Raw genomic sequence first — 21,998 nt, forward strand, 5'->3', positions numbered from 1 at the left:
ATGAGCGTCTTTTTTATTCTCCTTCTTCCCTATAGAAATCGTGCATGGAACATTTAAGAAACTTGGACAAATACCAAGCTTCTGGATATGGGATGAAATTTCGTCCCACAAACCATGCACTAACCCGCTTACGATCCCAGCCAAAATGATTAACAATATCTTTTTGTTGTATTTTTCTACCCTGTTCTCTTTCAATATCATCTAACAATTCCATAAACCGAGGGATTAACTTATTTTCCATAAAAACCTCCGTAAATTTGTCTATTTTAAATAGACAAATGATCCAAATTGAGCTATGATGTTTATAGATCGATATTACAAGGAGGTTAGCCAATGTGCAAATTCTAATAAGCCCACAGATATTACATGGGGTTAAAGGCTATGTAGTTAAAGTTAATGGAGAAGCTGTTTATTTCACCACTCAAGAAGAAAACGCACAAAAAGAACTTGCAAAAATACTCAAAAAGGCAATAGACACCCACCACCCGCCAAGATGTTAGGTATTCTAATTGCCCTTTTGATAAAGCATGCAACTTGATTTTATCATAACTGTGGAGGCTCATGCCTCCTTCCAAATTCGAAAACAAAGGATTGATATAAATGAAATTTGTAAAAGTCTTTACTGCTTCATGTTTTGAATTCGCTCAATTGGATGCGAATAAATGGATTCTTCAAAACAAAATCAATGCAGTAGGTTTCGATCTATACACTTCTCATACAGATTTTGGATCAGATTATTCAATAGCGGTTTCTTATGAAGCTGAGGAACCAGATGAAAGACCAGTAGAAGTTTACACTCAACCAATTGCCCCACGTTCCGATTTAATCATGATGGAAAATTAATTCCAGGGGACAAATCGTTCCCCTCTCCTCATCAAAAACCACCATAAAGGAGAATGCATGTGTTTAAATCAATCGAAAACCCACGAGTTAAGTTTCTAAAACTCTGCGAAGATTGTGAAGGTGAAGGTGTTATCACACCTGAAATTTGGAAAAGATGGAGTGCCCAAGTTGATGCTTTAAAAAAAGAACATCCAACTTTATCTCGTTTGGACATTTACGAGATGGCTGACAAATGGTTCCATGAAGCATATGAACATGATATTCATGATTTTCCAAACGAGGAAGATTGTGAAACATGTAACGGGCAAGGCAAAGTTATTTCAAAGGAACTACAACCTCTAAAGGAACTAATGGACATGCTACGGTACTACAACATGGAAGATTAATTTGCGGGGACAAACCGTCCCCTTGTTCAATACAAAAAATTAAGGAGTTGTATTCCATGCATGAATTAATAAGCCCCACTATTATAAATCCATTTTGGCACAATGCCCTAGCTGGTGGTACTCACGAGGGAAAAGTTTTAGATTCTGAGACAGTTGAGCTACACGGTGTAGTCTTAAAGGTTGCCACATGGGAAAAAGTAACTTTAGTTCCAGGTGATTTAGTTTACATTCATGTTGGTGGAGATTTGACTTTTATGACCAAAGAAGAAAAAGAAAAAAGAGATGAAGAAAAGCGTATCAGTGCAGAAAGACTAGCAAGAATCCGCAAAAGATGGAGAGAAATCGAAGAGAAAAAAGAATCTGAACATAAACAAAGGGCTAAAGAATTCAATGAATCCCTGAACATCCCTGTAAATTGGAGACCAGATATAAAAATGGTTATGAGCGGGCTTTCTGAAAATTCAATGGGAAATGGGATGAATCGCAGAAGTGTTTATCATGTTTTGCTGCTTGATGATTTAAAGGATGGAAGATTAAAAAGAAGTTCGCCTTCATTCCTTTGCACTTCAAAGAATGGTTCTAATGGGAACAAGAACTGGAACATTTATGAAGAAGATTACGACCGTTGGACAATGGAGCATAAAGTCACCTGCAAGCAATGCATCAAAATCGCCAAGCGTTGGGAAAAGGATGAATATAGGAATCTGAGCTGAATAAATGCAACCTAAAATTATTGGCATATTCGAATAAAACATTAGATTGTAAAAATACAAACCACAAAAAGGGTGATGCTAACAATGAACTATTATGATGATACAATTGAATTATTAAAGGGAGTAATTGAATATGCTGACACTCTAGAATCCTTAAATAAAGACCAACAGGACCTTATAAGTCATTATAAGCATGCCCTAGAAGCTCTTAAAGAAAATCCTAGCCCAGATATTTTAGATGAATTAACCCAGCAATTGGCAGACCTTAAAGAGAAAAGAAAACATAGAGAAATCCAAGATAAACTATTTAGGGCGTTTGTACTTGGAGAAGACGTTGAACCCATACAATCTTAATGAATGTCAGCTAGACGGGCTTAAATGCTCGTCTTTTTTTTATACTCAAAACCAAGGAGTGAAAATATGCCACGCCCAAAGTTACCACCTGCTAAAGATTGGAGAAGTCGAGATATCAAGGACTGGAACGCGGTTACATTTCGTGCTTATATTGTGAACCAGCACCATCTCATTTTCAATAGTAAATATTTCACTAACTCAATCCAAGCCGAGAATGCCAACATAAAAAGAATGTATGAAGAATTCGGTAAAGAAGTCACTAAAGTTTTTATCGACATTTGCTTCCAGAATTTCAAACCACGTCCTCCCTATCGGGGGGTTTCTTTTATGTTCTGCTTTTCTTATTTAAGAAGTAAATACCTACCTCTTGCAATTAATCAAGTAGAGCAACAAATAGAGCAGGAAAAGCACCAACAAGCAAGTCTTAACCGAATCAATGAGGATGAAATCCAAAATAAAATCAACCTATTCTAGGAGGTTCTCTCATGCAAACCAATGAAAAAAACTGCCTTCTCTCCCCTGCTTGTGAGCTTGCAGGGGTTTTTGGTAAGTGTAATAAAATTTGCCCTTTTTACATTTACATGCATGGTCAAAGTGGTAAAGGTGGAATGGTTGGGAATGCAAATATACCAGCCGATTACAGCCGTATGACCATAAAAAATAATCCCATTAGAGAGACTCAACCGGAAGTATACCAGCAAATAGACAAGTATTTCGAGATTGCCCAACAACGTCTATCTGATCCAGAAGGTGAACGGGTACGAAGTCTATATTTGTATTCCTATTCACCAGGGACAGGTAAAACTTCTACAGCATGCGCTATTGGTAACAGTTTTCTTGTGGCTCATTTCATTAACAGTATGAGAAATGGTGCTGAAATCAAGGATGATTTTTGTTATTTCCTTGATTTCAACCTGCTACAAAGTAAATTCGCGGAATTTAACAACCCGAATGTACCACGCGAAATTAAGGAACCAGCTTCCAAGGAATTTTACCACTCATTGAAAGCTGCAAAAGAGGCTAAAATTTTGATCCTTGATGATATTGGTATCCGTGCGCCTAGCGATGCTTTTCAGTCAATCGCCCATGACTTGATTAATCATAGAGTAGTAACCCGTATGACGACACTTTTTACATCGAATATTGAAATGGATGATTTGGATGAAGTTTATGACAAGCGGTTAAAGGATCGTATTAAAGATCAATGCATTCAGATTGATTTCTATGGTGATTCTCAGCGCGGAATTAGAAAGGACTTTTAAGGAGGTTGATAATATGATGGAGCAATTTGAACCAGCTAAATTTAATGTAGGTGACATTGTGGTTTCTAAACATTACCCAAATACTGACCTAGTAATTGAGCTTGTTAGAATCCACAAATCTGGTGGCGTACCTGTATACCTTACGTCACTTGCTATTGATGGTGATCTGGATGATATCTATTTTGAAGATGAATTGTGCCATAAGGAAGATATTCAGAACCCAAATTTGGAGATTGGAGCAATTGCCAAGGTAACCGGACTCAAGGGAGAATATCAAATTTATCAACATTTAGGATATAAGAGTAAACATCAAGAACATGAATATCTGTTAGCCAAGCGCAATAAAAACAATGAACTTCAATTCATTCAAATACTAGAAACTGATATTTTAGTCATTGAAAAATTGACTAAAGATCAATACTTACAAGGTTTAGAAGATCGAATCAACACCTACCTAGATCTTTATAACCTATTCAAAGATAAGAAATATTTGAGACGGGTGAAAAGGTTGGATCACTTCTACAAGAAAGCACGTAACCATAAGCAATCAAATAAAAATGGAGGGATTTAAATGCCTTTCAATGATTATGAAGTTCGTGGAGAAACCACGGCTTTTTTTATTGTCCGTAGAAATGGGGATGTTCATGAGGTTTTGATTGATACCGAGGATCTGCCTAGGTTAATAGATTTGGGGCGTAAGTGGAAAAAGGCTTCTGCTAATTATGCAGTCACTAATACTAAAATGGCCCTCACTGACAAATGGATTGAAATCCGACTGCATCGATTCATCATGAATTGTCCTTCACACCTACTAGTAGATCACATTAATCACAACGGATTCGATAATCGTAAATCTAACTTGAGAATTTGTACAAAGGGGGAAAATAACCAGAACTTACAAGGTGCTCGTAAGCATAATAAAACCTCAAATATTCGAGGTGTGAGTTGGAAGAAGTCATCAGGAAAATGGAGAGCATACGCAACTATCAACAGAAAACAAAATCACCTGGGCTTTTTTGATCATTTACATGAGGCAGAAGCTGCTGTTATCGCATTTCGTAAAGAACACATGCCCTATTCTGCTATGGATCAGAAGGAGAATGTTATATGAACAGCTCTATGAAGTTTTTCAGTAGAATGGTGGATTCAAAGAATCCGCAAGCCTTTGACCAATATGGAATTACTCAGCAATGCTTCATTACATCAGATGAGATAGACACATACAAAGCCCTTAAGAAGTTTATAGAAAAGAATTCGACGACTCCTAGCCCTGAGGAACTAACTCTCGCGGTTGAGGGGTTTCTTTATGTACCCAATGTAAATAGCTCATTTAATGTTCTTGCAGAAGAAATCAAATCCGAATTTGCAAAGTACGAAATCCTACGTGTAATTCAGGGCCAAGTTATGTCCAACGACCCTCATAAAAAAATGGAAACAGTTGAGAACAAAATAAATAAATTACCTGGTAACGAAACATTAGACTGGATGATTGAGCAGTTACAAGAAATCAAAGCGAAAACCAAAGTTTCATCTAAAATCGGGTTGAGTTTTACCAAAGACTATGATTGGTTCTTCACTGAGTACGAAAATAGAGAAAGTGGAAACTCGTTTAAAATATGGCCTTCAAAATTCCCCACCATTAATAAAGCTTTAGGTGGGGGTTTTATGGCTGGAAATGCCTATTGTTGGTATGGTCGAAGTGGTCGAGGTAAATCTATTTTTTGTTTAGAGGAAGCAATAGAATCAGCAACCCAAGGAGCAACGGTTCTATATTGGAGTTTAGAAATGAGTGCCTTTGAAATTTATTGCCGTGCTTATACTTCGAGTTCAGCTAAATTAGGACTATTTAATACAGCCGTTGAAGGCGTTGACTATGAGGCTGGATTCCCAGCAAAAGAAATATTGATGACTAAACTATCACCTGATTATAAACAAGCATTAAAAGCCTTTGCCGAATCACTCAACCAAACACTTGCAGGAGAAATTATTTTTAGAACAGTCGATGACCAAAGCTTTGATATAAAAAATGTAAAACAACTTGAAATGGAAATCGAGCAGATAGGAGCTGATGTTGTAGTAATCGACCCTATATATCTTATGAACATGGAGAAAAATACAACTGGAACAAAAGGTGGGGGATTAGCCGAGACAAGTAAAGCAATCAAACACATGTCAGGTCGTACGAATACAGTGATCCACTTTGTAACCCAAGCTGAAGAAACCAAAGCTCAATATCAAGATGACCAACGGATATTAAAAGCTCCATCACGAGATGAAATGAAAAAAAGTATGCAACTACTGGAAGACTCAAGTCTGACTATGGGTATAGATTCGTTGGATGGGAAAGGAATTATAAAACTAGGCAAAGGTAGATTCGGTGGAGAGGATCAAATAGTAGAAACAATTTTTCTCCCTAATTACGGTATCGTCCGTGAGCTACCAAGTCCAGAAGAATCCAAAGAGCAGTTTAAAAAATCAGGGGATTTACCATTTTAAAATTGGGGGTTAAAACTTGATCATAAGAGGCTTAGACATTCCAGTCGATGTTGAGGAAGAATTGAATGAATTCGAATGGGAACAAGCTACTTGGAGTCATGAAAAACTTATTGCGTGCTCACCATTCCGTGACGATAATAGACCATCATTCTATTGCTGGCTCTATGATTCAGATCGTGCACCTGCTGGTGCATGGGGAGACAGTGGTGGGATTGAATTTGAGAAGGGAAATTTTATAACCCTTCTCTCCTATCTTCGAGATGAAACAAAAGAAGAAATTGAAGAATACCTATTAGAGAAATACGGCCCTATAGAATCCCCTGGAAATGGGGATTTTTATTTGCGTCCACTTCGTTATGTATCAGAACAAAGAACAAATAAAATAACCCTCTCCCCTGCCCTACTCCAAGGGATAGAACCCCACCCTTATTTAGTGAATAGAGGGATACCTAGAGAGATACAAGCAGCTTTAAATATTGGGTATAGCAAAGAAAAAAATGCTATCGCTATACCTTGGTTCCACCCAAATGGAGAAATAGCTACAATCAAATATAGAAGGATCGATTCTAAATTCTTCTGGTACGAGAAAGGTAGTACTGCTACAAGACAACTGTTATATGGGATCGATATTTTCCACAAGAAGCCTTATTTAGATACAGCAGTTATTACCGAGGCTGAAATAGATTCTATGACTGCTATGACTGCTGGTTTTCCATCCCTTGCAACAGGTGGGACAAGTTGGACAAAGGAAAAGCAGAATCTAATTTTGCAAACCAATATAAAAAACCTTATCATCGCAACCGATAATGATGAAGCAGGAGAGAAATTAAAACGGGATATTATAGAGGGTTTGGGTTCTGCTTTGAATTTGTTTGACGTTTCATTTCCGTATGGATGTAAGGACTTGAATGAAGTTGGGAATGCAGAGACAATATTACGAGCATCAAGAAAGTTTAACCAATTACTTTTGTCCTTATAAAAAACGACCTATTGAAGGTCGCTCTCTCTTTCTTTCAACTCAAAAATGTCTTCAACTTTGCGATCTAAAAGCCTAGCCATTAGTAACGCTTTATCTAGGGTTGGGTAATACTTACCATCTATGTAATTAGTGATTGATTGACGACTTACCCCTAATTCAGAAGCAAGCCAACCCTTGCTAATTTTATTTCCTGCTTCTTTATGTTCACGCAATACACTTTCAAGTTTTGATTTAATCTCCATGATGCTTATCTCCTTTATCAACTTGATATATGCAATTATAACATCAGATTGAAATAAATAAAGAAAAATTTCAATTTTATGTTGACATTTTAAATCTCAGGTTGTAATATAAGAGATGTCGGAGGAAAACAACGACAAGAACACCAAGGAGATGATTTAGATGAATTTTTTCGAACTTATGGAAAGTATGAAAATGGAAGTTGAATGTGATTGCTGCAAAGACAGTAAGCGGGTAAACAACCCAAAATACCGCGAAATAAACGATATGTACTATGACTTGCTGTTCCACCTAACTGACAAAGGTGTTGAGCACGAATTAGCGGAAGAGCTTGCAGCACTCAAATATCCACGCTCTACAGTCGCTGAATACATCACCTGCCCTCACTGCTCCACTGGGGTAGAAATCAAGGAGGAAAAAAAAGCATACCCAATATTCGACCGAGGCACTATTACTAAGTTGCCCGACAACGGTGAAGAAGTAGAATTCACCTGGTTTGATTTTATGGAATCAGCAAAAAAATAAAGCCCTCCAGCGCCGCCAAGCATCGAAGGGCAAAGTAAATCTAATGTCATTGTACCAGAATAGGCTCCTGCTTGGAGCCTTTCAAATACATCTAACATCTAAGGAGATCGATATAAATGTCTACTTACTACTTGGCTGGGTTTTCTACCGAATTTGCGGGTCATGAAAGCGATGAATGGAATTTCAATCAATGGCTTGCAGTTCGTGGTTTAAAATTATCTAATTTGGATGACGAGGAATTTGATGAACTGAGAACAGAGTATAAGGATGAGATAATAGAGGCTCGTGATCGGATGAGCTTTAACGATTACAATGAACCGATTGATTATAATTACTAAGCCCCACTATTGGGGCTTTTTTCATGCTCCAAACAAAGCCTTCCAAGTTTTTTCACCGACAATCCCATCAACCACTAGACCTTTCCCTGATTTCACCACATTTCCTTGCTCATCGTGCACCCTTTGCCAACTCACAACGTCAGATTTTGTAGCAGGCCCATAGATGCCATCAATTGATTTTGACTGTAGTCGTTTTTGCACCCGTTCAACGTCTTTTCCTCTCATCATCGGGTCTGTTACTTTCAACAATCGGTGATACTCAATGTTGTCATCGTAATTCTGAGGTTCGCTTGTTCCATTAACTAATGATATAAACTTACCCCATCCTTCTTTACGAATATTTCTGGGACAATCCTTGCCGCTCCAATGATTGTGTTGGACAACTCGACTGATTGGGATATTATGTTTATTCATGAGATAGCGAACTAATTCAGCAGCATTCTCTTTTGCTTTGGTAAAAGCTCCGTCCTGGTTAACACAAATCTCTACTGAAATACTTTGCCTATTACCAGTCCCGTTTGATCCATCCCCACAAGCCCAAGCTATTTCGTTATCAGGAATTGATTGATAAATAGAATCTTCATCGACTGTGTAATGCCAACTTGCGACTCGTTCATTATTGCCGTTATAAAGCAAATTTGCGTGTGCTGCTGCGGTTGCTCCTTTACCCTGATTATCCGTCTCATGGATCGTCACGAACAATGGTGTTCTTTTTGTCCCTGGACGAATACGCTTATATTTCAGTGGTATTAACTTTTGTATGATGTTCATCTATTTATCAACCCCTTTGCTGTCAGTTGGACTATAACCAAAAATCCCCAAAGCTATTGCAATGCTACAAACCAAATTAAAAAATTCTTCCCATTGCAACAACTGACCATCCGTGATATTTACACCTACTGATGCAAACAATACTTTTAAAAACGCAAATAAGAGACCCGCCGCTTTTGGGTCCCTTAAAATGACTGATATTAAATTCATTGATATCAACCTCTCATTTTTTATTTTATAAAAGTAAAGATAAATCCACTTACAATACCCAGAATTGTAGTCAGTAGAGTACCTATTATCCACCAATACCATCGTTCTACTTTGTCAATCTGCTTCTCTAATTCGGCTGCTTTTTGTAGTGCATCATTAGCAAGTTCCAACGCTTGCCTGCTTCTCTCATCAGTAGCCCCAATATTGCGTACTTCTGTCTGTATGATACTTACTTGACTTTTGATTTCCTGAAGAACTGCATACATCTCCTTTGTAGATATAATGACTCCATTGTCAGACATTTTCTCCCCTCCTTACGTATAGGTGATTTCAAGCGTTGCTGATGGTTTAAATTTGGCGTAATAATCAGAATTCGAATTGTTGATAAAAATAGCAATCCCCTTTGCCGTTCCTGCTTTTAATGCATTCCCTAATGAAGTCGGCAAAGTCACCCACTTTTTCTCTCCTGGTTTAAAGCTCGCTAAAGATCCAGCACTATTAGATAGCGTTGGTTGTCCACCTGTAGCACCTGTATTGTTATGGGTCCAAAAGTGAATAGGGACGTTTGTGTATATACCGCCTTTGCTTTCACGCTCAATGTAGATTCTAATTGATTGAACTGTTTTCCCCGAAAGAGTAGATACGATATCAGAGTAATTAAAGAACCAAAGCCCACGACATAAGCCCATCCCTGGAGACCATCTCGAAGGATCACCTTGCCTTGGAAACGCTCCATTCCAGCCAAAAGAAGTATCCCAACTATAGGCACTCGTGGCAGTCCATGTTTTCTTTCCTGGTTGGCTTGTTCCTGGTGCTGTACCTCCGGGGTCTGTTGAACCCCAAACCCCAGTAACTTGACCACCTTGGGGGTTTGCTGTTGGTGTAGTGGTATCAGGTCGATAACCAAACCCAGCTATGATACTTGAATCGCTTGCCTTTAATCCAACAGTCCCTGTTCCACCAACGTCAACAACCTTTATAGCGCTACCAACAGTTGCATATACGAGCGAATCAGTAGCCCCAAAGCAGCGTGAATTAGTTACAACCATATTACCACCCTCAGCAGCTACACAATAAAGAGCCAGATTTTTTGCATGGCAAGTCATGTTATCCAATACTACCCAATTGGATACGAGTACACGGACACAAGAATATACGCTAGAATCTTCAAAGTGTTGTTCACCATTGTGGATTATGGTTCCGTTTTTGAGCGTAATTCTTTGTAAACACGAGCCAATTCGAATGTACCCGTTTAGGGTTGAATTTCCAAAATCAATTACAATTCTGCCACTACCACTTTTCCCCTTTAATTCAATCACTTCGTTAAGTGTAGAACTGGAGGCAATATTGATTGTAATTACACCCTCGTTTATCTCCGGTATCTGATCGATTGCCATTTGTAAGCTCCTAAACGCTGTTCCAGTGGCTAAACCATCATTGTTATCAGACCCAGTAACAGGATTTACATAGTACGTGATATTTTCAAAATTTTTAGTTACCACGTTGTTCCCTGAAAGAGTCCCAACAAATAAACGGTCAAATCCAACCCTTTGAGCGTCCATCTGGCAAACTATGTCATCCTCGGCATTGACAAGATAGAATTTCCCATCTTTACCTATCCCGTTAACAACCCCACCGAGGTAGAAATCTCCTCCACGTATCCGGTCAGCAAGCATTGTTCCGGCTACTATCTTATCTGCAAATGCACCATCACCTGTAATAAAGGTACCATTAGAAAAATCCCAACCTCCAGCCGTTCCAGGATCACCACCTGAAACACGGGTATTGGATAAGGCTATAATTCCATTGTTCATTAAAATAGCTTTGGTTGGATTTTGCTCTGCTGGTTTATCTAGGATCAATAAACCATCGCTCGAATGCCTTACAGTTCCTGCTCCGCCTACGACCTCGTTTTGTAGTGCATCAATAAAGCCGTCTAACCATGATGTATTAATTGTTTGATCTAAAACCTTGTCCCTTATCTGTAATTGACGCTCAACATTAGAGGAGTATTGAAACACGTTTCCAAGTACGATTTTAGTATTTTGAGGGTTAATCAAATCACGTTCCATTTCTAGGATACGAGCAGTAAGCCTCAATTCAGGGTTAAATTTCTGATCAATAACCGCGACAGTATCACCAAGGGTTACAAATTCATGCTCGTATCCGTGGGCTTTGTGTAAATCAATGACACTCAATTCATAGCTAAATACAGGTTCTTTCATTTCCTGCAATGCTTCCCAAGTTCTTTCTAATAACTTCGTTGAGTCCTCTTCATCCTCAAAATCAATACTTCTAGTACGATGCTTCAACCCACCTAATCCATCAGGTCGCCCAAACTGAAGTAAAGCGTCTGAATCACCTACCCAATCCTGTCCTAATGGTTTAGATACTGGATTCGTGGGAGTCATCCATACAACGTCCTTAAAATCTAGTTTTCTACCATAACCTGTACCCTCTTCGTTTTCGACTCCTTTCCCACGACCAACAAGAGCAGTAACTAGGTTATCAGTGTTAACCGTTCGTTTGACATTGGTTACATCTTTTCCGTGTACATACCTTTTGCCCCTGTTTAGTCCTCGTTGAGTGAGGAGGTCTACATACCGATTAGTAATCTGGTTGCCTATAAATTCAGTTCTGAATCTCAGCTCACCACCAAACAACTCAAGGACTTCATGGATACATTGCAAAGGCGACTTATCATAAAAAACGTGAGTTGCATTTGGAGTATCTGCAATCGATCCAACGTTCCATCGGGTATCTTGTAAAACTTGATTCAGCATATATTCAGCGTCTCGGTTTTCCGGTCGAATATCCCTGATTACATCGTCCAGAAGCTCACACGAAGCGTGTTCACAATATACCTTTTTAAATAGCCCGTCTGAATGCTCATCTTCGATTTCTTTGATCGCGAATTCTGACCAATCATTCTCTAAGTCCTTAACTAATACAATGTTCTCTTCCTGAACATACTGAGCTTTTTCATGATCAGAAGGAATCACAAATTCAAACGTATTGACCCCATTGATTTGCTCCTTATGAACAGCATCCAATAAAAAAACCGAACCGCTTTGTTGTAGTCCGGTTAATAATTCCTCATTTCTATTCAGTATCCAAATTTTTTCCAAAGCTACACCCACCTTTCCTTATATTCAATATCTACTAAGGCAACTCCTGAAGGTTCAGCGATGATAGAATCCCCATATTTAACAGAAAAGAAATCACTATCCAAATCTATAGCTACCATAGCTAACGGAATTGAGGTATTATAGGTTGCTTTTTCTGCTCCACAATCGATTATTAATTTATCCCCTGCAACAAAGTTTTTATTTATCTGGACATAATCAGCCCCATTTGATACGCGGAAATAGGAAGCATTAGAAACAAATTCAACTGTAAAAATCGGATATGATTCTGCCGTTCCCATATAATCGATTGTGTTGTCATTCAAGGCCCCTAATGAGTTGTCAAATGGAAATACCTCTGATTCAATGGTTGAATTATAACCCTCTGTCGCTACTAATCGTTTCTCAAAATAGGAAGATGGTTTTTCATCATAAGATATAACTACATCATCTAAAACACCGTTCCATTGATTTTGTTTGTTATGGTCACAACCCAAATAGAGGTATCTAGCTGCACCTAAATTGATATTTGATCCCAAAGTCGTGCTATCCATTTCAACCCCATCAATGTAAATCTTCGCGTTTGATCCTTGCCATGTTAGCCCCAGATGGAACCATCCAATAACAGGAGCAGGAAAACTCATCTGTTCCGAACCGTTTAGATAAACTTTGTAATTACCCAATGAATCTCGTTTGACAGCTAATCGATAGGTGTTATCATCGGTTGACATAATAAATCGATCTTGGTAATTTTCGCCTTCTTCATACAAAAAAAGATCGATTGTACCTGAGTTCAATCCATCCGTTACAAGCTCGTGGATGTTGATTTTTAGGCTTTCATCATTTCTAGCCGTTCCGTATACTTGCCAACCTGTACCGTATTTTTTATGTTCCAATTGCCAACGACTAACTAAGGTTGGAGTTAGGACTATTTTTGTTGTTACTGGTTTTATTTTGTTTGGTTCTGATTGTTGGATTAACCATGTAAGAGTACTGCCTATTGTAGGTGTTACATTGGTGTCTGAAGTAGACAAAGTATATTTTAAATAGAGCGTTTTCCCTGTTAAATTCTCACCTAAATTAAGAAAGTCGGTTCCACTTGTAACTGGAACATAGGTACTACCGTTTAGACTGTACTCTACTAAAATCGCTGTATTCGTTGGCGTTGTTTGACTCCAAGTCATAACAGAATCAGACGTTAAGCCAATATTGGAAACGTTGGTTGGTGTAATTGAAACAGTTTGGCTAGGTAAATATCCGGAAGTTAAAACCGACTCAAAAAAGGAAACTAATGGTGTTACAAAATCATCAGTTGTAGCCAAATCAAACCGATATTGTAATCGAGCGTTAGATAAGTTGGTGCTTTGAGTAATCCCATTTATGGCTCCTCCATTGGATGAAGACACGTAACTTGACCACGTTGAGCCACCATCTAAAGATAATCGAGAAAGAACAGCTAAAGTAGTATTAGTAGGCAAAGTATTTAACCAATCTTGATAAAAAGTACCTGCCTTTCCCACAGCCGCTATGTTGATTGGATCTAATGTGTATGATCCTGAAGGCTTATACGTGTTACTCGTCAACGATAAAGATATATCATCAAAGCTAGACGTTTGAGTAACCGAACTAGATGTGAAATTCACCCGATATTTTAAACGAGCATTTCTTAGATCGGTACTATTTGTAATTCCTGGTATTGCTCCAAACCAAATCCCCGCAGTCCAGGCCCCATAACTGGAACCTCCATTTGTTGACAAAGCAAAATCGACCGTTGGGTCTCCAAACTCCTCATTTGAGACAGCCCAAACACTGGAAGTATTTCCAGCTCTTCGTACACTGGAAATATCTATTGGTTGAGATTCGTATGTTCCAGATTGAAATAGTCCCGATATAAATGACATAGTACAGTCTTGTAATTGTAAATCCCCACCTGGATCATTTGTTGTAAACGTCACTATATACCTAATAGCTTTATTAATTGTTGTTGTACCAGGCGTTATTGTATCGCTACCGCTCCATGTTATAGACGTATCAGGGTTAATTGTACCTGTTTCAGTTGTGACTGTGATAGTTCCTGTTCCATCAACTGTAGTATTAACCGTGTTTTGGGATACAGTTTTGGAACCTAAAGCACCCAAAGAAGTTAAGTTATAACCCTTACTTGTATAGGTTCCTGTCCAAAGGTTATTGGCTGCGGGTGCTCCCTTATCGAATCCCCAATCAGCATAAAACTGATCAATATCTAATGATCCAGTGGCAGATTGAGGTACAAACAGCATTACTCTCTTAATCGCTGAGGTTCCAGTCCCTGTTACAGCACTACTTTGCAGTGTCCCATTTAGATATTGCGATACAGTTGTTGTATTGGTGAAACGAATGTGATACCAAGCATATGAAGCTGATGGTGTTAAAGTTGTATAGATATAATTAGCCCCATTTTCTAAGATACACCGAACAGTTCCTGTGACCTTGGCGCGAAATGATATCGTGGATGCAAATGCAATCAAAGCATTCTGATATTGCATCCCTGTTGGTACTGCCTGGTTTGTCGTTACATTGATCCGAGTAAATCCAGATTGTTGACTAATTAGTCCATTCGTACTTGCATCATAGCCCGTCCAGTTTGTCGTCCAACTTGACATATTATCCGAAAACTCCCATTGAGGAGTATCTAGCTTGACATTATCCCCAGACAAAATAACCCTTGAACTCCTTGTTCCTTGAGCAAATTCGGCATTTAACGTTTCTGTTACACTCATGTCGGTTCCTTGTTTTTTTAGACGAATTGAATTACCCACTACCTCTGTATTGATGTTTGTACCTGAAAAATCGGTATTTAAGGTATGGTTTATGTTTGTCTGGGTTCCAGTTGTACCTAGTACAAGATTATTCAATCCATTAGTTGATGTATTAGAATGAGTTCCACCTGTTACAAAGTTGTTTTTTGTAAAAGATACATTTGTACCTTCTTTATCCAGAGTGGTCTTAGTTATCGCTTCAACTTTTTTATGTTCGATCGTTGCTGATCCACCTACCAAGGATAGATAGTAATCATCTCCTATTGTTACCGTTTTTTCCTCTATTGCAGGAGTTGAAGCAGATGTTAGTAGATTAGTAGTGCCCTCTTCGATTAAAACAGCCTCATTAAACTTTCCGTTCTTGTAAACAGGAAAATGCTCAGTTACTTCGGTTCCATTATCCCTATATCGAATCCCATTTCGCTCAAATATAGCAGCAGGAGAAGAAACCCTTTGACTCTTAGATTGTCCTACTGCGTAAGGATCAGGAGCGAGAAACTTAATAGTCCCGATTCCAAATTCTAAAATCTCATCAATGTCCAAAGCATCAACACAAATAGCCTCATAATATAAATCAGGTTCATCATCAAATACTAGCTTTTTTAGTTCCTTTTTCTTTAACCATCCGTTAGCTTTTCGAATCTTCGTCCATAAATCAGCCCTTGTTTTACCCTTAACCAGTACCTTTATTTCAAACTCCATAACATCCGTATCCACACCAAAAAAATAAGCCCCGTCTTTTCCCGTGATCTTTTGGAGCAAAGGAGAAGAAGATGGAGCCATTCCGCGAATAACATCTAATACCTTATCAAAGTACACGGTTCCATGTATGTCATTGTATGAAAACATCTATATAATCCTCCCCTTTGCTCTAAGCTCTTGATTTTCCTGTCGTCTTATTTCTCGCGCTATTTCCTTAATATCGTTATCGTTTCGGACATTGAATGTATTACCTGTGATCAATATGTCACCTGTTGATGCAGATGTTTGACCCGTATTAGTTGATGGTATGGAGGTCATAGCTACTGTTTGGTATCCAGAGACGGTAACCCCATTACTAAGTAGACTCATTTCAGAGGCTAAACCCAAAACAGAACTTTTTAATTTGGAGCTATTGGCGTTTAATCCCTGAGCGAACATATCAACAAAATTAGGAGCCCAAGTGTCGGAATCACTAGCTGGACCTTTTTCGGTCGGGCTAGAGAATCCAAGGAAACTTTTAACTTTATCAGCTATATTCTTAGCTGCTGCAATTACCTTTGCTCCTGCTGATTGTATCCCCTGAGCAAACATATTAATCAAATTTCTGCCCCATGACATGGCCTGAGATGCTAAACCACTTAAAAGGCTTCTGATTCTACTAGCAACATTTGATACAGTGCTAGCTGCTGCATTAAACCCGCTTTGGATTGTGTATCGCATAGAATTAATAGCTGACATAACCACCGATTTAGCCGCGTTAAAACGGGAAGAAATAGCGGAATATATCCGGCTTAGGATACTTGATACAGTACTGGAAATAGAATTAAAAATATTCGAAAAATAACTTTTAATGGAATTCAGTACAGATGTTATATAGCTTTTGATAGCATTAAATTTTGATGTAAAAAAACTACCAATTCTTGACAAAAAATTAGAAACCCCACTTGAAATACTTGACCAGGTAGATTTGAAAAAAGAAAGTGCTTTAGTTCCAAACGCTTTTATTATTGAAAATACTCTTCCAACCAGCATCAAGTTAAATAAATTCCAGATCAATGTAAGGGCATTAGAAAGTAAACTTTTAACCGCTTCCCACAATGCTGACCAATTTCCAGTAAAAAGAGCAGCAAAAATATTGATAACCGCCATAATAACCCCTAACGCACCGGAGATGACACCTTTAATACTAGACCAAACGAAAGTAATGATAGCGAGAATGGCAGGCCATACAAAACTGAATATTGCCATAATTACATTCATCGCACCAGTGATAATGATTTTCAAAAAATTAAAAACGTTTTGCGCCGCTTGAACAATCATTGGACCCGATTGGGACCACCATTGTTGTATTCGTTGCCACTGCTGAACCACGAAATTAACCACGGCTTGGACGGCTGGTTGTAGGAAAGCTACTACAGCCGCAAAACCCGCCTTAATTGCAGACCAGGCTGAATCTACCATTTGACGGAACCAAGCTATTTTATTGTAAGCATAAACAAATACAGCACCTAACGCGATGATTCCCACAATTGCACCAGCAACACCAGCAATAATCCCAACCAAAGAACTAGCAGCAATTCCAACAGATGTAGCTAGCATTTGCAGACCAAAATAAGCCATCATGACAACGCCACCTATTAACAGCAAAGCGGAAACGACTGCTAAGGCAATTCCTATGAAACTTTGAACCGGTGCTGGTAGTGAGTTGAAAGCATCAGCTATTACCTTTATTGCGTCTGCGGCTGCTCGAACGGCAGGGGTTAAGGTTGTACCTATGCTAATTGCTAAGGTTTCCCATGAACCGCTCATCTGTTCCATAGCACCTTTTAAATTGTCTTTCATTTTCTTTGCTGTTTCTTGCGCCGCTCCACCTGAATTTTTAAGTGCATTGGTAAAGGAGTTGAATTTTGCTGGTCCTTTATCTATTACAGCTAACATTCCAGTTGCTGCTTCTGTCCCGAATATAGTAGAGGCTGCTGCTACTTTCTGCTGTTGTGACATCCCTTTAAATTTCTCAGACAACTGCCCGATAATTGTTCCCATAGGTAACATTTTTCCTTGAGCATCAAATAAAGTAACTCCTAATTGCTCGATTGCCGCTTTAGCTTCTTTTGGTGGATCAGCTAATCGTAAAAAAGCCATTCGTAATGTTGTTCCTGCTTGGGAACCCTCTAGCCCCGCGTCTACCATAATTCCGGTAGCTGCCGCAAGTTCTTCTATTGATACCCCTAATTGCTTTGCGACTGGAGCCGCATATTTGAAAGCAAACCCTAAATCATCAACGCTCGCTCTTGATTGGTTAGCAGACATAGCCATAATGTCCGCAACTCTTGTCGCTTCTTTCGCTTCAAGTCCAAAACCATTTAAGGCACTGGTAACAACCTCAGTCACTCTTGCAAAATCTTCACCACTTGCTTCTGCTGCTGCAATTACACCAGGCATAGCTGCGATTATGTCATTAGTCTTATAACCACTAGCTGCCATTAACTCCATACCTTGTGCTACTTCGGTTGCACTTTTACTTGTTGATGCTCCCAAATCTAATGCTGACTGTCTTAGCTTTTGCATATCAGTACTTGATGCGCCTGAAATCGCTCCAACTCGATCTATTTGAGCCTCAAAATCAGCCGCTTTTGATACTGCTACACCTAATCCAACTGCTATAGCAGCTCCAGCTACAGTCATCGCTGCACCCATACCAAGACCGATTTCTTGCATATTTATGCCTGATTTTTTCATGGTATTATCCAATTCGCCAAAGCTCTTTTTCATCCCGGCTGAACTTTTCGCTCCTGCTGATTCTATTTCTCCTGCTGCTACTGTAGCTGATGCACCCATTTTTTTCATAGAAGAGTCCACGTCAGCTCCAACTTTAGACATGGAATCACCAGTAGCTTTTAAAGCTGCCTTTACAGATGCTAAAGTAGCCATTAATTGGGTTGCATTAGCTGTAAATGTAGCGGTAACGCTGGCTGTAGACAAATAATCACCCCCTGTTTTTGGAGTTTAGACGCTCTAAAAGTTCTTGTTTTCTTACCTCATATTTTCTCTTTTGGATGTCAGTAATTTTCTTTGATTCCTTGTTTTCTTTCTGCTTTTTACCTAGCAATTTATCAGGTGTTACTTTCTTACCACTCGTTGCAGTCATGATATTTGAAGCATGCCAAGCTAGCATATGTTGAATGGTTTCCCAACGCTCATTTTCTTTTTCTGACCTAGCCTCTACCATTAGACCAAATTCAACTGGAGTCAATATCCAAAATTCGGACGGTTTGAGCCTCAGTAATCCAAAGGCGGTTTTCTGAAGCTCTTCCCAATCCCAACCATCTCTATTTGATTCATCATTTTCTCCGTCTACTTTTTTTTGTTCCCAACCGTCATTTCGATTGCTTCCGTTGCAGCTTTGGCTACTGCTTCAATTGACTCTGCTTGATCAATTAAATCTCCGGCCTCTTCTACTGTTAGGTCTGGGCTTTCGTGTATTAAACCAGCCCAAACAATGGATCGTAAATCTTTCATTTTAAAGTTGCCTTCCATTTGACCAAAACCCTTGCCTAGAATATCCTCCAATTCAACCAATGCATTGAATGTATATTTAAACTTTCGTTGTTTATCAAGTTTGATAGATACATAACCAGCTTGCTTATTTGCCATATATTCACCTCATTTACGGAGTTATTGTTAATGGTCCTGATCCTAGTAAAGTTGTAGAAAATGTAGTTCCGTCATCTTGTGGAAATTCCATAGGTAGTTCTTGTATACGAACTGTTCCACTATAGGTTTTTCCGCTAGGCATGCGAAGTTCTACCATCAAATGTTCGCGGTTTTCGAAAGCCTGTTCTAGTGCATCGAAAGCAGTATCAGAATCCACGTAAAACCCTTCACATTCGATATTCCAAGTTTTCTTTCCAATTAAAAAATCCCCATAATCATCGGGATCTGTTTTTGCTGAAACATCAATCTCTTCAGCTTCACGGTTTAAAGTGGCTTCTGTTTGACCACCCAAAACGGTATATGTTGGTGAAACGTCAGTTCCAGTATTGAGATACAAAAGAACGTCAACACCTGCAACTTTAGGCATAAAAAAACACTCCTATCTAAATTTTCAGTTTTTTATAATGAAACTTTGATTGCTTGCACGGTTCCGGTATTCGCTGAAAAATCGATATAAACAAGCCCTGAACCTTCGTGATTATAAAGATCAGGATGAAATGGACCAATGACCTTCGTAGTCCCAGCAGAAACTGATACTACCTTTTGTCCTCCACGTCCAAATTGATCATCCTGAAATGGAAGAGTAACTGTAATACTCGATCCGCCTGTATTCTCAACAACAAAAACTTCACGACCTGTATTTACAAACTGCATACCGTTTGTATTATCAATTGGCGTTGTTAGGCTTAAATCAATTCCTGCATCAGTGCTAGAACCAACTGTAATAGCTGTTCGCGCCATCTTTTAGCCTCCTTGTTGGTCTGTTATTAATTGCAAATTGACCGAATATAAAAAAGCCCCACTATCAACCGACTGGATAAATTCGGGTTGATTGGTGGAGCAATAAATAATCATTGTGTCCCCAATTAAAAAATGGGTCTGGATTCGTAAATCTTCGTAAATCTCCCATGCCTTGGCTTCCGCTTTCTGCATACTATCTGATTTGATCAGAATTTGAGCATTTAAACGGTTAATTTCTTTGTTAGTTGTTGGAGTTGGGAAGATTCGTACCAGACCAATATTCTTGTTTGTGATTGCGGGAAACTCGTTGTTATACATTAGATAGCTGTAACGATTTTGAATAAATGCTCTAAAATCATTAATTCTCAAATGATCACCTACTAACTTGACGCTTGAATTGCAGCAACTAACGCAAGGTTAATGTATTGGGTGTATTTATTGGCTTCTCCGTATAGTGGTCGATGTAAATATTTTCTTCCTACTGCATAATTAGCCCCAGACATACCAATACCGCCTGATTTAGCCAGCGAACCAGGACCCAAATTATAGTCTCCTTCATGCATCATCAAAGCATAGTCAAATCCTCGATTGGTAGCCTTAAAACCCACTATTGCACTAGCAATTACCGAACCAGAAACCGTAACATCATAGGATTTTTCTAAGATTCCCTCATCATGTGGAGCTGCTCCGCTTGCGGTCATTGCGAGGGAATCGCCTACATTTTGAACTCTTTGTTCAATAATTTCAGGAATAATACTCTTTAAAACATCTAACTTACCCAAATCTACATCAACATCGACTTTAATCCTCATACATACACCACCGTAAAAAGTGGGAACCCTGAGAAATCCCGTAACACCTGAATCTTCTGAGGTTCCCTATTTATTACAATTCCGGCTTCGTTATTGAACTCGATTTGATCCGTATAGGAAACGTCAATTAACCCCTCCAGATAAACCTTGAGAGAGGTCATGATTTCGTTTCCATTTTGATCCTGAACTAAAAAAGAACCTTCATCGGCTCTACATGCGTACTCTGTTTCAGTTATACCGATTGGATTACCCCATTCATCCGTTTCCCCATTGCTTCGTCTGATTGTGATTTTTTGTCTAAGCGGAATCATAGCCATTACATCACCAACCAACCAAACTTACCGTTATAACTTCCGTCTCCATTTTCTTCTTGATCCTCTTCTATGATCGCTTGTGCTTCAGGTGCTATTTCAGATATTCGATTTCCTTGCATCTGAATGTTGATTCCCGAAACGCCCAAACCAGTTACACCAAAATCCTGCTTCTGTACTGACTCATCTTGACGCAATAACCACAGAGATTGTTCATATACTGCTTCTTTGGGCATGTATTTAGACGAATCGCTCAAGTTATAAAGGTCCCGATAATAGCGATATAAGACGCGCTCTGAATTATTTAATGCCTTCATCTTGGTTTCATCGTCCAGTACATCCCAAGGTTGCGAATAAAGAACCTGCTGCTGAAAATAGGTGTTAGCCTCACCAATCGTTACAGTAGTAGCCATAATTTAACCCCCATTATTTAGCCTTTTTAGAGCTAGATTTTTTGAGGGTTGGTTTTGGTTTATCCTGTTTTGGTTCTTTTTTAGGTTCATCGACTCGTACAATACCACTGGTAGAAGTTAGTTGCTTAATTACCTCCTCATCATTTGTTCGTAATCGCCCATTGGAAAATTTATAGCGATTCCCATTCACCCAAATTCCAAGCTCAGGGAATGCATCACTTCGAAATTCAGCCATTCAACCACCACCATTCATTCAAGATTTTAT

At 38.9% G+C, this 21,998-nt stretch carries 29 protein-coding genes and 1 pseudogene; 13 read left to right on the forward strand and 17 right to left on the reverse strand.

Translation table 11 applies throughout. The features are described from left to right. Window positions 1-13: 13 nt before the first annotated feature. Window positions 14-241 carry a hypothetical protein gene (locus tag BUB71_RS05635; RefSeq protein WP_073153602.1) on the reverse strand — a complete coding sequence of 76 codons (228 nt, stop codon included), beginning with the start codon at window positions 239-241 and terminating at the stop codon, window positions 14-16. Between the two features lie 94 nt (window positions 242-335). On the opposite strand from BUB71_RS05635, the gene BUB71_RS19430 reads away from it, so the two are divergent. From BUB71_RS19430 to BUB71_RS05685, 11 genes are all read left to right on the forward strand, one after another. Continuing rightward, entirely contained in the window at window positions 336-500 is a 165-nt protein-coding gene (locus BUB71_RS19430; RefSeq protein WP_175552291.1) for a hypothetical protein, read from the forward strand. Between the two features lie 100 nt (window positions 501-600). After that, window positions 601-843 (forward strand): hypothetical protein, encoded by a 243-nt coding sequence (locus BUB71_RS05640; protein WP_073153605.1) that lies wholly within the window; start codon window positions 601-603, stop codon window positions 841-843. A gap of 59 nt (window positions 844-902) precedes the next feature. After that, window positions 903-1,229, forward strand: a complete 327-nt coding sequence (locus tag BUB71_RS05645; RefSeq protein WP_073153609.1) for a hypothetical protein — start codon at window positions 903-905, stop codon at window positions 1,227-1,229. Window positions 1,230-1,285: 56 nt separating this feature from the next. Next, window positions 1,286-1,942, forward strand: a complete 657-nt coding sequence (locus BUB71_RS05650; protein ID WP_084731149.1) for a hypothetical protein — start codon at window positions 1,286-1,288, stop codon at window positions 1,940-1,942. Window positions 1,943-2,026: 84 nt separating this feature from the next. After that, window positions 2,027-2,296, forward strand: a complete 270-nt coding sequence (locus BUB71_RS05655) for a hypothetical protein (protein WP_073153612.1) — start codon at window positions 2,027-2,029, stop codon at window positions 2,294-2,296. Between the two features lie 66 nt (window positions 2,297-2,362). Next, the gene (locus tag BUB71_RS05660; protein WP_073153615.1) at window positions 2,363-2,770 is read left to right on the forward strand and encodes a hypothetical protein; all 408 of its coding nucleotides are present in this window, start codon (window positions 2,363-2,365) and stop codon (window positions 2,768-2,770) included. A gap of 11 nt (window positions 2,771-2,781) precedes the next feature. Next, on the forward strand, window positions 2,782-3,558 hold the full coding sequence (locus tag BUB71_RS05665) for a P-loop NTPase family protein (protein WP_073153618.1): 777 nt from the start codon (window positions 2,782-2,784) through the stop codon (window positions 3,556-3,558). 13 nt (window positions 3,559-3,571) lie between these two features. Beyond that, window positions 3,572-4,129, forward strand: coding sequence for a hypothetical protein (locus tag BUB71_RS05670; protein ID WP_073153622.1), 558 nt, complete (start codon window positions 3,572-3,574; stop codon window positions 4,127-4,129). Further along, on the forward strand, window positions 4,130-4,669 hold the full coding sequence (locus tag BUB71_RS05675; RefSeq protein ID WP_073153625.1) for an AP2 domain-containing protein: 540 nt from the start codon (window positions 4,130-4,132) through the stop codon (window positions 4,667-4,669). Next, window positions 4,666-6,054, forward strand: coding sequence for a DnaB-like helicase C-terminal domain-containing protein (locus BUB71_RS05680; RefSeq protein ID WP_073153628.1), 1,389 nt, complete (start codon window positions 4,666-4,668; stop codon window positions 6,052-6,054). Before BUB71_RS05675 ends, BUB71_RS05680 begins: the two co-directional genes overlap by 4 nt. Before the next feature lie 16 nt (window positions 6,055-6,070). Next, window positions 6,071-7,033: a toprim domain-containing protein gene (locus tag BUB71_RS05685; RefSeq protein ID WP_073153631.1), complete on the forward strand. Its 963-nt coding sequence runs from the start codon at window positions 6,071-6,073 to the stop codon at window positions 7,031-7,033. An 8-nt stretch (window positions 7,034-7,041) separates the two neighbouring features. Here the strand turns inward: BUB71_RS05685 and BUB71_RS05690 are convergent, their stop codons facing one another. Then, the gene (locus BUB71_RS05690; protein WP_084731151.1) at window positions 7,042-7,275 is read right to left on the reverse strand and encodes a helix-turn-helix transcriptional regulator; all 234 of its coding nucleotides are present in this window, start codon (window positions 7,273-7,275) and stop codon (window positions 7,042-7,044) included. A gap of 160 nt (window positions 7,276-7,435) precedes the next feature. Here BUB71_RS05690 and BUB71_RS05695 point away from each other — a divergent pair, with 160 nt between their 5' ends. Further along, complete coding sequence (locus tag BUB71_RS05695) at window positions 7,436-7,798, forward strand: hypothetical protein (protein ID WP_073153634.1); 363 nt, start codon at window positions 7,436-7,438, stop codon at window positions 7,796-7,798. 116 nt (window positions 7,799-7,914) lie between these two features. Further along, window positions 7,915-8,136 (forward strand): hypothetical protein, encoded by a 222-nt coding sequence (locus BUB71_RS05700; protein WP_073153637.1) that lies wholly within the window; start codon window positions 7,915-7,917, stop codon window positions 8,134-8,136. A gap of 21 nt (window positions 8,137-8,157) precedes the next feature. Here the strand turns inward: BUB71_RS05700 and BUB71_RS05705 are convergent, their stop codons facing one another. The 15 genes and pseudogenes from BUB71_RS05705 to BUB71_RS05775 form a co-directional block, all read right to left on the reverse strand. Next, window positions 8,158-8,907: a peptidoglycan recognition protein family protein gene (locus tag BUB71_RS05705; RefSeq protein ID WP_073153640.1), complete on the reverse strand. Its 750-nt coding sequence runs from the start codon at window positions 8,905-8,907 to the stop codon at window positions 8,158-8,160. After that, a complete protein-coding gene (locus tag BUB71_RS05710) occupies window positions 8,908-9,117 on the reverse strand; it encodes a hypothetical protein (protein WP_073153643.1) in 210 nt (69 codons plus the stop codon). It lies immediately after the preceding gene. 20 nt (window positions 9,118-9,137) lie between these two features. Beyond that, complete coding sequence (locus BUB71_RS05715; protein WP_073153648.1) at window positions 9,138-9,419, reverse strand: hypothetical protein; 282 nt, start codon at window positions 9,417-9,419, stop codon at window positions 9,138-9,140. A gap of 12 nt (window positions 9,420-9,431) precedes the next feature. Further along, the gene (locus BUB71_RS05720) at window positions 9,432-12,245 is read right to left on the reverse strand and encodes a phage tail protein (protein WP_073153651.1); all 2,814 of its coding nucleotides are present in this window, start codon (window positions 12,243-12,245) and stop codon (window positions 9,432-9,434) included. A gap of 2 nt (window positions 12,246-12,247) precedes the next feature. Next, window positions 12,248-15,889, reverse strand: coding sequence for a distal tail protein Dit (locus BUB71_RS05725; protein ID WP_073153655.1), 3,642 nt, complete (start codon window positions 15,887-15,889; stop codon window positions 12,248-12,250). After that, complete coding sequence (locus BUB71_RS05730; protein WP_073153658.1) at window positions 15,890-18,724, reverse strand: phage tail tape measure protein; 2,835 nt, start codon at window positions 18,722-18,724, stop codon at window positions 15,890-15,892. A gap of 4 nt (window positions 18,725-18,728) precedes the next feature. Next, a pseudogene (locus BUB71_RS05735) lies at window positions 18,729-19,049 on the reverse strand (phage tail assembly chaperone); the annotation flags it as partial. A gap of 47 nt (window positions 19,050-19,096) precedes the next feature. Continuing rightward, window positions 19,097-19,396, reverse strand: coding sequence for a GTA-gp10 family protein (locus BUB71_RS05740; RefSeq protein ID WP_073153665.1), 300 nt, complete (start codon window positions 19,394-19,396; stop codon window positions 19,097-19,099). A 13-nt stretch (window positions 19,397-19,409) separates the two neighbouring features. Next, entirely contained in the window at window positions 19,410-19,823 is a 414-nt protein-coding gene (locus BUB71_RS05745) for a phage tail tube protein (protein WP_073153669.1), read from the reverse strand. Between the two features lie 32 nt (window positions 19,824-19,855). Beyond that, entirely contained in the window at window positions 19,856-20,197 is a 342-nt protein-coding gene (locus BUB71_RS05750; RefSeq protein ID WP_073153672.1) for a hypothetical protein, read from the reverse strand. A gap of 3 nt (window positions 20,198-20,200) precedes the next feature. Next, window positions 20,201-20,566 (reverse strand): minor capsid protein, encoded by a 366-nt coding sequence (locus tag BUB71_RS05755; protein ID WP_073153676.1) that lies wholly within the window; start codon window positions 20,564-20,566, stop codon window positions 20,201-20,203. Between the two features lie 11 nt (window positions 20,567-20,577). Further along, window positions 20,578-21,009 (reverse strand): hypothetical protein, encoded by a 432-nt coding sequence (locus BUB71_RS05760; RefSeq protein ID WP_073153679.1) that lies wholly within the window; start codon window positions 21,007-21,009, stop codon window positions 20,578-20,580. After that, window positions 21,006-21,326, reverse strand: coding sequence for a hypothetical protein (locus tag BUB71_RS05765; RefSeq protein WP_073153683.1), 321 nt, complete (start codon window positions 21,324-21,326; stop codon window positions 21,006-21,008). The genes BUB71_RS05760 and BUB71_RS05765 overlap by 4 nt, the downstream gene beginning before the upstream one ends. Then, complete coding sequence (locus tag BUB71_RS05770) at window positions 21,326-21,733, reverse strand: hypothetical protein (RefSeq protein ID WP_073153687.1); 408 nt, start codon at window positions 21,731-21,733, stop codon at window positions 21,326-21,328. Before BUB71_RS05770 ends, BUB71_RS05765 begins: the two co-directional genes overlap by 1 nt. Window positions 21,734-21,746: 13 nt before the next feature. Further along, entirely contained in the window at window positions 21,747-21,968 is a 222-nt protein-coding gene (locus BUB71_RS05775; protein ID WP_073153690.1) for a hypothetical protein, read from the reverse strand. Window positions 21,969-21,998: the final 30 nt, after the last annotated feature.

Origin of the sequence: Seinonella peptonophila (assembly GCF_900129355.1) — a bacterium.
Taxonomy (GTDB): Bacteria; Bacillota; Bacilli; order Thermoactinomycetales; family Thermoactinomycetaceae; genus Seinonella; species Seinonella peptonophila.